The sequence below is a fragment of the Enterobacter sp. 61D5 genome, assembly GCF_034107965.1.
GTDB classification, from domain to species: Bacteria; Pseudomonadota; Gammaproteobacteria; order Enterobacterales; family Enterobacteriaceae; genus Enterobacter; species Enterobacter cloacae_M.
The window spans coordinates 114,161-126,924 of record NZ_JAWNFK010000024.1 but is presented as its reverse complement, the minus strand read 5'-3'; the positions used below and the strand labels follow the sequence as shown (position 1 = coordinate 126,924).

Here is a 12,764-nt window from a genome sequence, read left to right as displayed (position 1 = left end):
ATTTAACCATAACCTTGACAGGGCCATGGACTCTTTTCTTTTTTTAAGGGGCAATTGTGAAACTGGATGAAATCGCCCGGCTAGCCGGCGTGTCACGAACAACGGCCAGCTATGTGATTAACGGTAAAGCAAAGCAGTACCGTGTCAGCGACAAGACCGTTGAAAAAGTTATGGCGGTGGTTCGTGAGCATAACTACCATCCGAATGCTGTCGCAGCCGGTCTGCGTGCCGGGCGTACCCGCTCTATTGGTCTGGTGATCCCTGACCTGGAAAACACCAGCTATACCCGTATCGCCAACTATCTTGAACGTCAGGCGCGCCAGCGCGGCTATCAGTTGCTGATTGCCTGCTCGGAAGACCAGCCCGACAACGAGATGCGCTGCATTGAGCATCTGCTCCAGCGTCAGGTGGATGCCATTATCGTGTCGACCTCCTTGCCGCCAGAGCATCCGTTCTACCAGCGCTGGGCGAACGACCCGTTCCCAATCGTTGCGCTTGATCGCGCGCTCGATCGCGAGCATTTCACCAGCGTCGTGGGTGCGGATCAGGATGATGCAGAAATGTTGGCCGCAGAGCTGAGAACGTTCCCCGCAGAGATAGTGCTGTATCTTGGCGCGTTGCCCGAGCTTTCCGTGAGCTTCCTGCGCGAGCAGGGATTCAGAACCGCCTGGAAAGACGATCCGCGCGAGGTTCACTACCTCTATGCCAATAGCTATGAGCGTGAAGCCGCGGCACAGCTGTTTGAGAAATGGCTGGAAACGCACCCGATGCCTCAGGCGCTGTTCACCACCTCGTTTGCGCTGTTGCAGGGTGTCATGGATGTAACATTACGGCGTGAAGGTAAACTGCCCTCCGATCTGGCGATTGCCACGTTCGGGGATAACGAGCTGCTCGACTTCCTCCAGTGCCCGGTGCTGGCGGTAGCACAGCGTCACCGCGATGTGGCTGAACGCGTGCTGGAGATTGTGCTGGCAAGCCTGGATGAGCCGCGCAAACCGAAGCCGGGCCTGACGCGGATCAAACGTAATCTCTACCATCGCGGAATTTTAAGCCGCCAAAAATGAAATGACTGGGGCGGCGAAATCTGCCCCATTTTGTTGCGATAATTCGTGCGCATAATTCCCGGAGAGAAATTAGGATAATTCTTGAGAGATCCTAATCACCTATTTTCTTAATTCATTCTGACTTTTAAATTGGCCCTTTAAAGAACGTCCGGGCGATTTTAAACAGCTATCTTTGTATTAATTTGTTACAAACCCTCTTCGGCCGATGAATAATCAGACGTTTTTCCTCCTCCTTTGCCAGCTTACGTGGCAACCGCCGCGCTTACCGGGTGCCCGAGTGAATCTGGCGCTGTTATCCCCTGAGAATCTGTCATAAAATGCTGCCCGCGTCGCAAACTGACACTTTATATTTATCTGCGATGATATTGAGTGAGCTTTAACGCTAGTGTGCATATTCGGTTTTTTTCTTACAAATATTCATAACGTTAATTTTGCCTCGCCAGTTGTGCAGTTATTAACCAGGACTGTTTATCTCTGTAAATAGAGGGCTTTCGAGTCCTTATAGGGAGAGTCCTGGCTTGACAAGCTTTTCCCTCGCTCCGTAAACTCCTTTAGGTGGGAATTTGTGGGTTAAAGTGGTGAGGAGGGGTGAGACTGGCATGTTCCGTGGAGCTACGTTAGTCAATCTCGACAGCAAAGGGCGTTTATCGGTACCAACCCGATACCGCGACCAGCTGATTGAGAACGCTGCGGGTCAAATGGTTTGCACCATTGACATTAACTCCCCCTGCCTGCTGCTTTACCCCTTGCCTGAATGGGAAATTATTGAGCAAAAGCTGTCGCGACTGTCGAGCATGAACCCGCAGGAACGCCGCGTGCAGCGGCTGTTATTGGGACATGCCAGTGAATGTCAGATGGATAACGCAGGGCGATTACTGATTGCGCCTGTGTTGCGGCAACATGCCGGTCTGACCAAAGAAGTGATGCTGGTCGGGCAGTTCAACAAGTTTGAACTGTGGGATGAAACGACCTGGTATCAACAGGTCAAGGAAGATATCGACGCTGAGCAGTCTGATTCCGCGACATTATCGGAACGGCTGCAGGACTTGTCTCTATAAATATGATGGAAAATTATAAACATAAAACAGTGTTACTGGACGAGGCCGTTAACGGTCTGAATATTCGTCCGGATGGCATCTACATTGATGGCACGTTTGGTCGCGGTGGTCACTCGCGTTTGATTCTCTCCCAGCTTGGAGAGGAAGGACGTCTGCTGGCAATCGATCGCGATCCGCAGGCAATTGCCGTTGCACAAACCATCAATGACCCACGCTTTTCCATCGTGCATGGACCTTTCTCTGCGCTCGCGGAATATGTTGCCGAGCGCGGCCTGACGGGCAAGATCGACGGGATTCTTCTCGATCTTGGCGTCTCTTCACCCCAACTTGATGATGCTGAACGTGGTTTCTCCTTTATGCGTGATGGTCCGCTGGACATGCGTATGGACCCGACGCGCGGTCAGTCTGCCGCTGAGTGGTTACAGACCGCTGACGAAGCAGATATTGCATGGGTCATCAAAACGTTTGGCGAAGAGCGCTTTGGCAAACGTATTGCGCGCGCCATCGTTGAGCGCAATCGCATTGAGCCAATGACCCGCACCAAAGAGCTGGCTGAGGTGATCGCGGCGGCGACACCGGTGAAGGATAAGCACAAACATCCCGCGACCCGTACCTTCCAGGCGGTTCGCATCTGGGTAAACAGTGAACTGGAGGAAATAGAGCTGGCGCTAAAAAGCTCGCTCGACGTGCTGGCCCCGGGTGGGCGGTTATCCATCATCAGCTTCCATTCGCTGGAAGACCGTATTGTGAAACGCTTTATGCGTGAACAAAGCCGCGGTCCACAGGTGCCAGCGGGGCTGCCGATGACGGAAGAACAACTCAGGAAGCTGGGTGGCCGTCAGTTGCGAGCATTAGGCAAGTTGATGCCGGGCGAAGAAGAAGTGGCAGAGAATCCACGCGCCCGTAGTTCAGTGCTGCGTGTTGCAGAGAGGACGAACGCATGATCGGCAGAGTGACAGAGACCCTAAGCAAAGTTAAGGATTCGTTAGGAAGCAACGAGCGCCATGCCTTGCCTGGCGTGATCGGCGACGATCTTTTGCGGTTTGGGAAACTGCCACTCTGTCTGTTCATTTGCATCATTGTCACGGCGGTTACGGTGGTGACCACCGCCCACCATACACGTTTATTGACTGCGCAACGCGAGCAGATGGTACTGGAACGCGATGCGCTGGATATTGAATGGCGAAATCTGATCCTTGAAGAAAACGCGCTCGGCGATCACAGCCGGGTTGAACGGATCGCAACGGAAAAGCTGCAACTGCAGCATGTTGATCCTTCGCAGGAAAATATCGTAGTACAAAAATAAGGGAAAACGCGACGCATGAAAGCAGCGGCAAAAACGCTAAAACCAAAACGTCAGGAAGAACAGGCCAACTTTGTCAGTTGGCGTTTTGCGTTGCTTTGCGGCTGCATTTTACTCGCTCTGGGTTTTCTGCTAGGACGCGTGGCCTGGCTGCAAATCGTCGCTCCTGACATGCTGGTGCGCCAGGGCGACATGCGCTCCCTGCGCGTCCAGGAAGTGTCGACATCCCGCGGGATGATCACCGACCGCTCGGGTCGCCCGCTGGCGGTGAGCGTGCCGGTGAAGGCGATCTGGGCCGATCCTAAAGAACTGCATGATGCAGGCGGGATCACGCTTGATAACCGCTGGAAGGCGCTTGCGGACGCGCTGAAGATGCCGCTTGACCAGTTAGCTTCACGCGTGAATACCAACCCGAGAGGGCGGTTTATCTATCTGGCGCGTCAGGTGAACCCTGACATGGCGGACTACATCAAAAAATTGAAGCTGCCGGGGATCCATCTGCGTGAAGAATCTCGTCGTTACTATCCTTCCGGCGAAGTGACTGCTCACCTCATTGGCTTTACTAACGTGGATAGCCAGGGGATTGAAGGCGTTGAAAAAAGCTTTGATAAATGGCTGACCGGCCAGCCGGGCGAACGCATTGTGCGTAAAGACCGCTACGGTCGCGTGATCGAGGATATTTCCTCTACGGACAGCCAGGCCGCACACAACCTTGCACTGAGTATCGATGAGCGGCTACAGGCGCTGGTTTACCGCGAGCTGAACAATGCCGTGGCCTTCAACAAAGCGGAATCGGGCAGTGCCGTGTTAGTCGACGTCAACACGGGTGAAGTGCTGGCGATGGCCAATAGTCCTTCCTACAACCCTAACAATCTCACCGGTACGCAGAAGGATGTTATGCGTAACCGTACCATCACCGACGTATTCGAACCGGGTTCGACCGTTAAGCCGATGGTGGTCATGACTGCACTTCAGCGCGGTATCGTCAATGAAAACACCGTACTGAATACCATTCCATACCGAATTAACGGCCACGAAATCAAAGACGTGGCGCGCTACAGCGAATTGACCCTGACCGGGGTGTTACAGAAGTCGAGTAACGTCGGTGTTTCAAAGCTGGCGTTAGCGATGCCGTCCTCAGCGTTAGTAGAGACTTACTCACGTTTTGGACTTGGAAAGGCGACCAATTTGGGGTTGGTCGGAGAACGCAGTGGCTTATATCCTCAAAAACAACGGTGGTCTGACATAGAGAGGGCCACCTTCTCTTTCGGCTACGGGCTAATGGTGACACCGTTACAGTTAGCGCGAGTCTACGCAACGATCGGCAGCTATGGCGTTTATCGTCCGCTGTCGATTACCAAAGTTGATCCACCAGTTCCCGGTGAGCGTATCTTCCCGGAATCAACCGTCCGTACTGTTGTTCATATGATGGAAAGCGTAGCGCTGCCCGGCGGCGGCGGCGTGAAGGCGGCAATCAAAGGTTATCGCATCGCTATCAAGACCGGTACGGCGAAAAAAGTAGGGCCGGACGGCCGCTATATCAACAAATACATTGCCTATACCGCAGGCGTTGCGCCTGCAAGCAATCCGCGTTTTGCGCTGGTGGTCGTGATAAACGATCCACAGGCGGGTAAATACTACGGCGGCGCCGTCTCCGCGCCTGTGTTCGGGGCTATCATGGGCGGCGTGTTACGCACCATGAACATCGAACCGGATGCGCTGGCGACGGGCGAAAAAAGTGAATTTGTAATTAATCAAGGCGAGGGTACAGGTGGCAGATCGTAATTTGCGCGACCTTCTCGCTCCGTGGGTGCCAAATGCACCGGAGCGAGCACTGCGAGAGATGGTACTGGACAGCCGCGTGGCTGCTTCTGGCGATCTTTTTGTGGCGGTGGTTGGTCATCAGGCGGACGGGCGTCGTTATATCCCGCAGGCGATTGCGCAAGGTGTGGCTGCCATTATTGCTGAGGCCAAAGATGAGGCAACCGACGGTGAGATCCGTGAAATGCACGGGGTGCCGGTCATCTATCTCAGCCAGTTAAACGAGCGTCTTTCCGCGCTGGCAGGACGTTTTTATCACGAACCTTCCGACCAGCTGCGCCTGGTAGGCGTCACGGGTACCAACGGTAAAACCACTACCACGCAGCTGATGGCGCAGTGGGCCCAGCTGCTGGGTGAAACCAGTGCGGTGATGGGTACCGTGGGTAACGGGCTGCTGGGCAAAGTGAGCCCGACGGAAAACACTACCGGCTCGGCGGTAGACGTACAGCATGTGCTTGCCGGTCTGGCAGGGCAGGGGGCAACCTTTGCTGCGATGGAAGTCTCTTCGCACGGTCTGGTTCAACACCGCGTCGCGGCGCTGAAATTTGCTGCTTCCGTGTTTACCAACCTGAGCCGCGATCATCTTGATTATCACGGTGATATGGAGCATTACGAAGCCGCGAAATGGCTGCTGTTCTCTACTCACCATTACGGACAAGCCATCATCAACGCCGACGATGAAGTGGGCCGCCGCTGGCTGGCGAAGCTGCCGGATGCGGTTGCCGTGTCGATGGAAGACCATATCAATCCGAACTGCCATGGCCGCTGGCTGAAGGCGGTTGAGGTGAATTATCACGACAGCGGGGCGACAATCCGCTTTACCTCTTCCTGGGGGGAAGGTGAAATTGAAAGCCGCCTGATGGGCGCGTTTAACGTCAGCAACCTGCTGCTGGCGCTGGCAACGCTGCTGGCGCTGGGTTATCCGATGGCTGAACTGCTGAAAACCTCAGCGCGTCTGCAGCCGGTTTGCGGCCGTATGGAAGTGTTCAGCGCGCCGGGCAAGCCGACCGTTGTGGTTGATTATGCCCACACGCCGGATGCGCTGGAAAAAGCGCTGGAAGCGGCACGCCTGCACTGCACCGGTAAGCTCTGGTGCGTGTTTGGCTGCGGCGGAGATCGCGATAAAGGCAAACGCCCGCTGATGGGGGCTATTGCCGAGCAGTTTGCAGATATTCCGGTTGTGACCGATGACAACCCGCGTACCGAAGAGCCGCGCGCCATCATTAATGACATTCTGGCGGGCATGCTGGACGCGGGCCGCGCTCGCGTGGTGGAAGGGCGTGCGGAAGCCGTGACCAACACCATCATGCAGGCGCGGGAGAATGATGTTGTCCTGCTGGCGGGCAAAGGCCATGAAGATTATCAGATCGTTGGCAATCGCCGTCTGGACTACTCGGACCGCGTAACGGCAGCACGCCTGCTGGGAGTCGTGGCATGATTAGCATCACGTTAAGCCAGGCCGCTGCTATTCTGCAGGGCGACCTCCACGGGCAAGACCTGACCATTGATGCCGTAACGACGGACACCCGCAAAATCACCGCAGGCTGTCTGTTTGTGGCGCTGAAAGGCGAGCGTTTTGACGCGCATGATTTTGCGGAACAGGCCAAAGAGAACGGCGCTGGTGCGCTGCTCGTCAGCCGCAGGCTCGATATCGAACTGCCACAAATTGTGGTGAAAGATACGCGTATCGCGTTCGGTGAGCTGGCCGCCTGGGTTCGTCAGCAGGTCCCTACTCGCGTTGTCGCCTTGACCGGTTCATCAGGCAAGACGTCGGTGAAAGAGATGACGGCGGCGATCCTCAGCCAGTGCGGGAATACGCTTTATACCGCGGGCAACCTCAATAATGACATCGGCGTGCCGATGACATTACTCCGTCTGACTAAAGAACACGAATTTGCGGTGATCGAGTTAGGGGCGAACCACCAGGGCGAAATCGCCTGGACCGTGAGCCTGACTCGCCCGGAAGCCGCGCTGGTGAATAACCTCGCGGCGGCGCATCTGGAAGGTTTTGGCTCGCTGGAAGGTGTAGCGAAAGCCAAAGGTGAGATTTACAGCGGCCTGCCGGATGACGGTATCGCCATCCTGAACGCCGACAACAACGACTGGCTGAACTGGCAAAGCATCATTGGTTCGCGTAAAACCTGGCGCTTCTCGCCGAATGCGGCCAACAGTGATTTTACCGCGACCAATATCCACGTGACGTCGCACGGCACGGAGTTCACCCTCTCCACCCCAACGGGTGGCGTTGATGTGCTGCTACCGCTGCCGGGTCGCCATAACATCGCCAATGCGCTTGCGGCGGCGGCGTTGTCGACGGCGGTGGGCGCGTCGCATGAAGCGATTAAAACCGGGCTGGCGAACCTGAAAGCCGTGCCGGGACGTCTGTTCCCGATTCAGCTTTCGGAAAACAAGCTGCTGCTGGATGACTCCTACAACGCGAACGTTGGCTCAATGACGGCGGCGGTGCAGGTGCTATCTGAAATGCCGGGCTACCGCATCATGGTGGTGGGCGATATGGCAGAGCTGGGCGACGAAAGCGAGGCCTGCCATACCCAGGTCGGTCAAGCGGCGAAAGCGGCGGGGCTGGACTGCGTGCTGAGCGCAGGAAAACTGAGCCAGGCGATTAGCCATGCCAGCGGCGTTGGCGAGCATTTTGCTGACAAAACCGCGTTGATAGCGCGCCTTAAGGCGTTGATTACAGAAAAACAAATTGTGACTGTGTTAGTGAAAGGTTCACGTAGTGCCGCCATGGAAGAGGTTGTGCACGCATTACAGGAGAACGGGACATGTTAGTTTGGCTGGCCGAACATTTGGTCAAATATTATTCAGGCTTTAACGTCTTTTCGTATCTGACGTTTCGCGCCATCGTCAGCCTGCTGACTGCGCTGTTCATCTCGTTGTGGATGGGCCCGCGCATGATTGCCCGTCTGCAAAAACTCTCTTTCGGCCAGGTTGTGCGTAACGACGGTCCGGAATCGCACTTCAGCAAGCGCGGCACGCCGACCATGGGCGGGATCATGATCCTGACCGCCATCGTCGTTTCTGTACTGCTGTGGGCGTATCCCTCCAACCCGTACGTCTGGTGCGTTCTGACGGTACTGGTGGGTTACGGGATCATCGGTTTTGTGGATGATTACCGCAAAGTCGTTCGCAAAGATACCAAAGGCCTGATCGCGCGCTGGAAGTATTTCTGGATGTCGGTGATCGCGCTGGGCGTGGCTTTCGCGCTGTATCTGGCAGGCAAAGACACGCCAGCTACCGAGCTGGTCGTGCCGTTCTTTAAAGATGTGATGCCGCAGCTGGGGCTGTTCTACATCCTGCTGGCCTACTTTGTGATTGTTGGTACCGGCAACGCCGTTAACCTGACCGACGGTCTGGATGGTCTGGCGATTATGCCAACCGTCTTCGTGGCCGCCGGTTTTGCGCTGGTGGCGTGGGCGACCGGTAACATGAACTTTGCAAATTATCTGCACATCCCTTATCTGCGTCACGCGGGTGAGCTGGTGATCGTCTGTACGGCGATTGTCGGCGCGGGGCTGGGCTTCCTGTGGTTCAACACCTATCCGGCGCAGGTCTTTATGGGTGACGTCGGTTCTCTGGCTTTGGGCGGTGCGCTCGGCATTATCGCCGTACTGCTGCGTCAGGAGTTCCTGCTGGTGATCATGGGCGGCGTGTTTGTGGTTGAAACCCTGTCGGTGATTTTGCAGGTCGGTTCCTTCAAGCTGCGCGGTCAGCGCATCTTCCGTATGGCGCCGATTCACCACCACTATGAACTGAAAGGCTGGCCGGAGCCGCGCGTGATTGTGCGCTTCTGGATTATTTCGCTGATGCTGGTGCTGATTGGCCTGGCAACGCTGAAGGTACGTTAATCATGGCAGATTACCAGGGCAAAAAAGTCGTTATCATCGGGTTGGGCCTCACGGGGCTCTCCTGCGTGGACTTTTTCCTCGCACGCGGCGTGACGCCACGCGTGATGGATACGCGTGTCTCTCCGCCGGGTCTGGACAAACTGCCGGAACAGGTTGAACGCCACCTTGGTGGTCTGAATGATGACTGGCTGCTGGCAGCCGATCTGATTGTCGCCAGTCCGGGTATGGCGCTGGCGCATCCTTCGCTGAGCGCTGCCGCGGATGCGGGCGTTGAGATTGTTGGCGATATCGAGCTGTTCTGCCGCGAAGCGCAGGCGCCCGTTATCGCTATTACCGGTTCTAACGGTAAAAGCACCGTCACCACCCTTGTGGGTGAAATGGCGAAAGCGGCGGGAATGAACGTCGGCGTTGGCGGTAACATTGGTTTACCTGCTCTGATGCTGCTGGACAAAGGCTGCGAGCTGTATGTTCTCGAGCTTTCCAGCTTCCAGCTGGAAACCACCTCCAGCCTGCATGCTGCGGCTGCGACGATCCTCAACGTAACTGAAGACCATATGGACAGGTATCCCTTTGGTCTGCAGCAGTACCGTGCCGCCAAGCTCCGCGTTTATGAAAATGCTAAAGTCTGCGTTGTTAACGCCGATGACGCGCTGACCATGCCGGTGCGTGGCGCAGACGATCGCTGCATTAGCTTCGGTATCACGATGGGGGATTACCACCTGAACCGTCAGCTGGGCGAAACCTGGCTGCGCGTGAAAGGTGAGAAAGTGCTGAACGTGAAAGAGATGAAGCTCTCAGGTCAGCACAACTATACCAATGCCCTGGCGGCGCTGGCGCTGGCCGATGCGGTAGGGCTGCCGCGCTCCTCCAGCCTGAAAGCGTTAACCACGTTTTCTGGTCTGGCGCACCGTTTCCAGCTGGCGCTGGAGCACAACGGCGTGCGCTGGATCAACGACTCCAAAGCCACTAACGTGGGCAGCACCGAGGCCGCGCTGAACGGTCTGCACGTTGACGGTACCCTGCATTTACTGCTGGGCGGCGACGGTAAATCAGCTGATTTCTCCTCCCTGAAGCCGTATCTCGCCGGAGATAACATCCGCCTGTACTGCTTCGGCCGTGACGGCAGCGAGCTGGCTGAACTGCGCCCTGACGTTGCCGAGCAAACCGAAACCATGGAACAGGCGATGCGGCTGATTGCTCCTCGCGTGAAGCCAGGCGATATGGTGCTGCTCTCTCCGGCCTGTGCCAGCCTCGATCAATTCAAGAATTTCGAACAGCGTGGTGATGTCTTTACCCGCCTGGCGAAGGAGTTAGGCTAATGCGTTTATCTCTCCCTCGCCTAAAAATGCCGCGTCTGCCAGGATTTGGGATCCTGGCATGGGTGTTTGCGGCGCTCAAAGGCTGGGTGATGGGCTCTCGTCAAAAAGATAACGACAGCCTGGTCATGTACGATCGCACGCTGTTCTGGCTCACGATGGGGCTAGCGGCGGTCGGCTTTATTATGGTGACGTCAGCCTCAATGCCTGTCGGGCAGCGTCTGGCGAATGATCCTTTCCTGTTTGCCAAGCGTGATGGTCTTTACATCATCCTGGCGTTCTGCCTGGCGCTGGTGACCTTGCGTCTGCCGATGGAGTTCTGGCAGCGGCATAGTACGGCGATGCTGATCGCCTCGATTATTATGCTGCTGATCGTACTGGTGGTGGGGAGCTCTGTTAACGGGGCATCTCGCTGGATCGCCTTTGGCCCGCTGCGCATTCAGCCTGCGGAATTTACCAAGCTCTCCCTGTTCTGCTACCTCGCTAACTACCTGGTGCGTAAGGTAGATGAAGTGCGTAACAACCTGCGCGGCTTCTTAAAACCGATGGGCGTGATTCTGGTGCTGGCGGTATTACTGCTGGCGCAGCCTGACCTCGGTACCGTTGTCGTGCTGTTCGTTACCACCCTGGCGATGCTGTTCCTGGCGGGCGCGAAGCTGTGGCAGTTCATCGCTATCATCGGGATGGGGATTTCAGCGGTTGTGCTGCTGATCCTCGCCGAGCCTTACCGTATTCGCCGTGTGACCTCATTCTGGAACCCTTGGGAAGATCCGTTCGGCAGCGGTTATCAGCTGACGCAGTCGCTGATGGCCTTTGGTCGCGGTGAAGTCTGGGGGCAGGGGCTGGGTAACTCGGTACAGAAACTGGAGTATTTGCCGGAAGCGCATACTGACTTCATCTTCTCCATTATTGCGGAAGAACTGGGTTATATCGGTGTGGTATTAGCGCTATTAATGGTATTCTTCGTCGCTTTCCGTGCCATGTCCATCGGGCGGAAAGCGCTGGAGATCGATCACCGCTTCTCAGGATTCTTAGCCTGCTCAATTGGTATCTGGTTTAGCTTCCAGGCATTGGTTAACGTCGGGGCCGCAGCGGGTATGCTGCCGACCAAAGGTCTGACGCTGCCGTTGATCAGTTATGGTGGTTCCAGTCTGTTGATTATGTCGACGGCCATCATGTTTTTGTTGCGCATAGATTATGAAACGCGTCTGGAAAAAGCCCAGGCGTTTACACGAGGTTCACGATGAATCAACCGAAGCGGTTAATGGTGATGGCAGGCGGTACCGGTGGACACGTGTTCCCGGGACTGGCGGTTGCGCACCATTTAATGGATCAGGGCTGGCAGGTACGCTGGCTGGGAACCGCAGACCGCATGGAAGCCGATCTGGTACCGAAGCACGGTATTGAGATCGACTTTATTCGTATTTCCGGCCTTCGGGGCAAGGGCCTCAAGGCAATGCTGCTGGCACCGGTGCGTATTTTTAACGCCTGGCGTCAGGCGCGCACCATCATGAAGCGCTTTAAGCCAGATGTGGTGCTGGGCATGGGCGGCTATGTCTCGGGTCCTGGCGGGCTGGCGGCGTGGTCGTTAGGCATTCCCGTTGTGCTGCATGAACAGAACGGTATTGCCGGACTGACCAACAAGTGGCTGGCGAAAATCGCTACCAAAGTTATGCAGGCGTTTCCCGGCGCGTTCCCGAAAGCGGACGTGGTGGGTAACCCGGTGCGTGTGGACGTGCTGGCGCTGCCGCTGCCGGATGCTCGCCTGACGGGCCGTGAAGGGCCGGTTCGTGTACTGGTCGTCGGCGGCTCTCAGGGCGCACGCATTCTAAACCAGACGATGCCGCAGGTTGCCGCAAAGCTGGGGGATACCGTGACCATCTGGCACCAGAGCGGAAAAGGCGCTCAGCAGACCGTTGAGCAAGCTTACGCAGACGAAGGCCAGCCGCAGCATAAAGTCACAGAATTTATCGACGACATGGCGGCAGCGTATGCCTGGGCCGATGTCGTGGTCTGTCGTTCAGGCGCGCTGACGGTGAGCGAGATCGCCGCCGCGGGTCTGCCGGCCCTGTTTGTGCCGTTCCAGCACAAAGACAGACAGCAGTACTGGAATGCGCTGCCGCTTGAGAAAGCCGGTGCCGCGAAGATATTTGAGCAGCCACAATTTACCGCCGACGCGGTCGCCACCACCCTGGCGGGCTGGAACAGAGACGCACTGCTGGAGATGGCGCAACGCGCACGCGCGGCCGCTATCCCTGATGCGACGGAACGGGTGGCAAAAGAAGTGAGCCTGGCAGCCCAGGCTTAACCCTCGCAGCGCGTGTTGCGCTGCA

11 protein-coding genes are annotated in these 12,764 nt (G+C 56.4%); all 11 read left to right on the top strand.

The features are described from left to right. Positions 1-56: 56 nt before the first annotated feature. Positions 57-1,064 (top strand): catabolite repressor/activator, encoded by a 1,008-nt coding sequence (cra, locus tag UTM25_RS20150; RefSeq protein WP_194400756.1) that lies wholly within the window; start codon positions 57-59, stop codon positions 1,062-1,064. A gap of 599 nt (positions 1,065-1,663) precedes the next feature. Further along, positions 1,664-2,122, top strand: a complete 459-nt coding sequence (gene mraZ / locus UTM25_RS20145) for a division/cell wall cluster transcriptional repressor MraZ (protein ID WP_021240528.1) — start codon at positions 1,664-1,666, stop codon at positions 2,120-2,122. A 2-nt stretch (positions 2,123-2,124) separates the two neighbouring features. Further along, positions 2,125-3,066: a 16S rRNA (cytosine(1402)-N(4))-methyltransferase RsmH gene (rsmH, locus tag UTM25_RS20140; protein WP_023310390.1), complete on the top strand. Its 942-nt coding sequence runs from the start codon at positions 2,125-2,127 to the stop codon at positions 3,064-3,066. After that, positions 3,063-3,428 carry a cell division protein FtsL gene (ftsL, locus tag UTM25_RS20135; RefSeq protein ID WP_008501989.1) on the top strand — a complete coding sequence of 122 codons (366 nt, stop codon included), beginning with the start codon at positions 3,063-3,065 and terminating at the stop codon, positions 3,426-3,428. Before rsmH ends, ftsL begins: the two co-directional genes overlap by 4 nt. 15 nt (positions 3,429-3,443) lie before the next feature. Next, on the top strand, positions 3,444-5,210 hold the full coding sequence (locus UTM25_RS20130; RefSeq protein ID WP_109845571.1) for a peptidoglycan glycosyltransferase FtsI: 1,767 nt from the start codon (positions 3,444-3,446) through the stop codon (positions 5,208-5,210). Then, on the top strand, positions 5,197-6,684 hold the full coding sequence (murE, locus tag UTM25_RS20125; protein WP_194400754.1) for a UDP-N-acetylmuramoyl-L-alanyl-D-glutamate--2,6-diaminopimelate ligase: 1,488 nt from the start codon (positions 5,197-5,199) through the stop codon (positions 6,682-6,684). The genes UTM25_RS20130 and murE overlap by 14 nt, the downstream gene beginning before the upstream one ends. Further along, complete coding sequence (murF, locus tag UTM25_RS20120) at positions 6,681-8,039, top strand: UDP-N-acetylmuramoyl-tripeptide--D-alanyl-D-alanine ligase (protein ID WP_194400752.1); 1,359 nt, start codon at positions 6,681-6,683, stop codon at positions 8,037-8,039. The genes murE and murF overlap by 4 nt, the downstream gene beginning before the upstream one ends. Beyond that, positions 8,033-9,115, top strand: a complete 1,083-nt coding sequence (gene mraY, locus UTM25_RS20115) for a phospho-N-acetylmuramoyl-pentapeptide-transferase (RefSeq protein ID WP_008501985.1) — start codon at positions 8,033-8,035, stop codon at positions 9,113-9,115. Before murF ends, mraY begins: the two co-directional genes overlap by 7 nt. Before the next feature lie 2 nt (positions 9,116-9,117). Continuing rightward, positions 9,118-10,434, top strand: a complete 1,317-nt coding sequence (gene murD, locus UTM25_RS20110; RefSeq protein WP_194400750.1) for a UDP-N-acetylmuramoyl-L-alanine--D-glutamate ligase — start codon at positions 9,118-9,120, stop codon at positions 10,432-10,434. Beyond that, positions 10,434-11,678 carry a cell division protein FtsW gene (ftsW, locus tag UTM25_RS20105; RefSeq protein WP_023310395.1) on the top strand — a complete coding sequence of 415 codons (1,245 nt, stop codon included), beginning with the start codon at positions 10,434-10,436 and terminating at the stop codon, positions 11,676-11,678. Before murD ends, ftsW begins: the two co-directional genes overlap by 1 nt. Beyond that, positions 11,675-12,739 (top strand): undecaprenyldiphospho-muramoylpentapeptide beta-N-acetylglucosaminyltransferase, encoded by a 1,065-nt coding sequence (gene murG / locus UTM25_RS20100; RefSeq protein WP_039260813.1) that lies wholly within the window; start codon positions 11,675-11,677, stop codon positions 12,737-12,739. Before ftsW ends, murG begins: the two co-directional genes overlap by 4 nt. The last annotated feature ends 25 nt before the right edge of the window (positions 12,740-12,764 follow it).

What these genes read in the sequence shown, in the direction of transcription:
- mraZ (WP_021240528.1), top strand. Translation starts at nt 1,664, where the DNA reads ATGTTCCGTGGAGCTACGTTAGTCAATCTCGACAGCAAAGGGCGTTTA.
- rsmH (WP_023310390.1), top strand. Translation starts at nt 2,125, where the DNA reads ATGATGGAAAATTATAAACATAAAACAGTGTTACTGGACGAGGCCGTT.
- ftsL (WP_008501989.1), top strand. Translation starts at nt 3,063, where the DNA reads ATGATCGGCAGAGTGACAGAGACCCTAAGCAAAGTTAAGGATTCGTTA.
- UTM25_RS20130 (WP_109845571.1), top strand. Translation starts at nt 3,444, where the DNA reads ATGAAAGCAGCGGCAAAAACGCTAAAACCAAAACGTCAGGAAGAACAG.
- murF (WP_194400752.1), top strand. Translation starts at nt 6,681, where the DNA reads ATGATTAGCATCACGTTAAGCCAGGCCGCTGCTATTCTGCAGGGCGAC.
- mraY (WP_008501985.1), top strand. Translation starts at nt 8,033, where the DNA reads ATGTTAGTTTGGCTGGCCGAACATTTGGTCAAATATTATTCAGGCTTT.
- murD (WP_194400750.1), top strand. Translation starts at nt 9,118, where the DNA reads ATGGCAGATTACCAGGGCAAAAAAGTCGTTATCATCGGGTTGGGCCTC.
- ftsW (WP_023310395.1), top strand. Translation starts at nt 10,434, where the DNA reads ATGCGTTTATCTCTCCCTCGCCTAAAAATGCCGCGTCTGCCAGGATTT.
- murG (WP_039260813.1), top strand. Translation starts at nt 11,675, where the DNA reads ATGAATCAACCGAAGCGGTTAATGGTGATGGCAGGCGGTACCGGTGGA.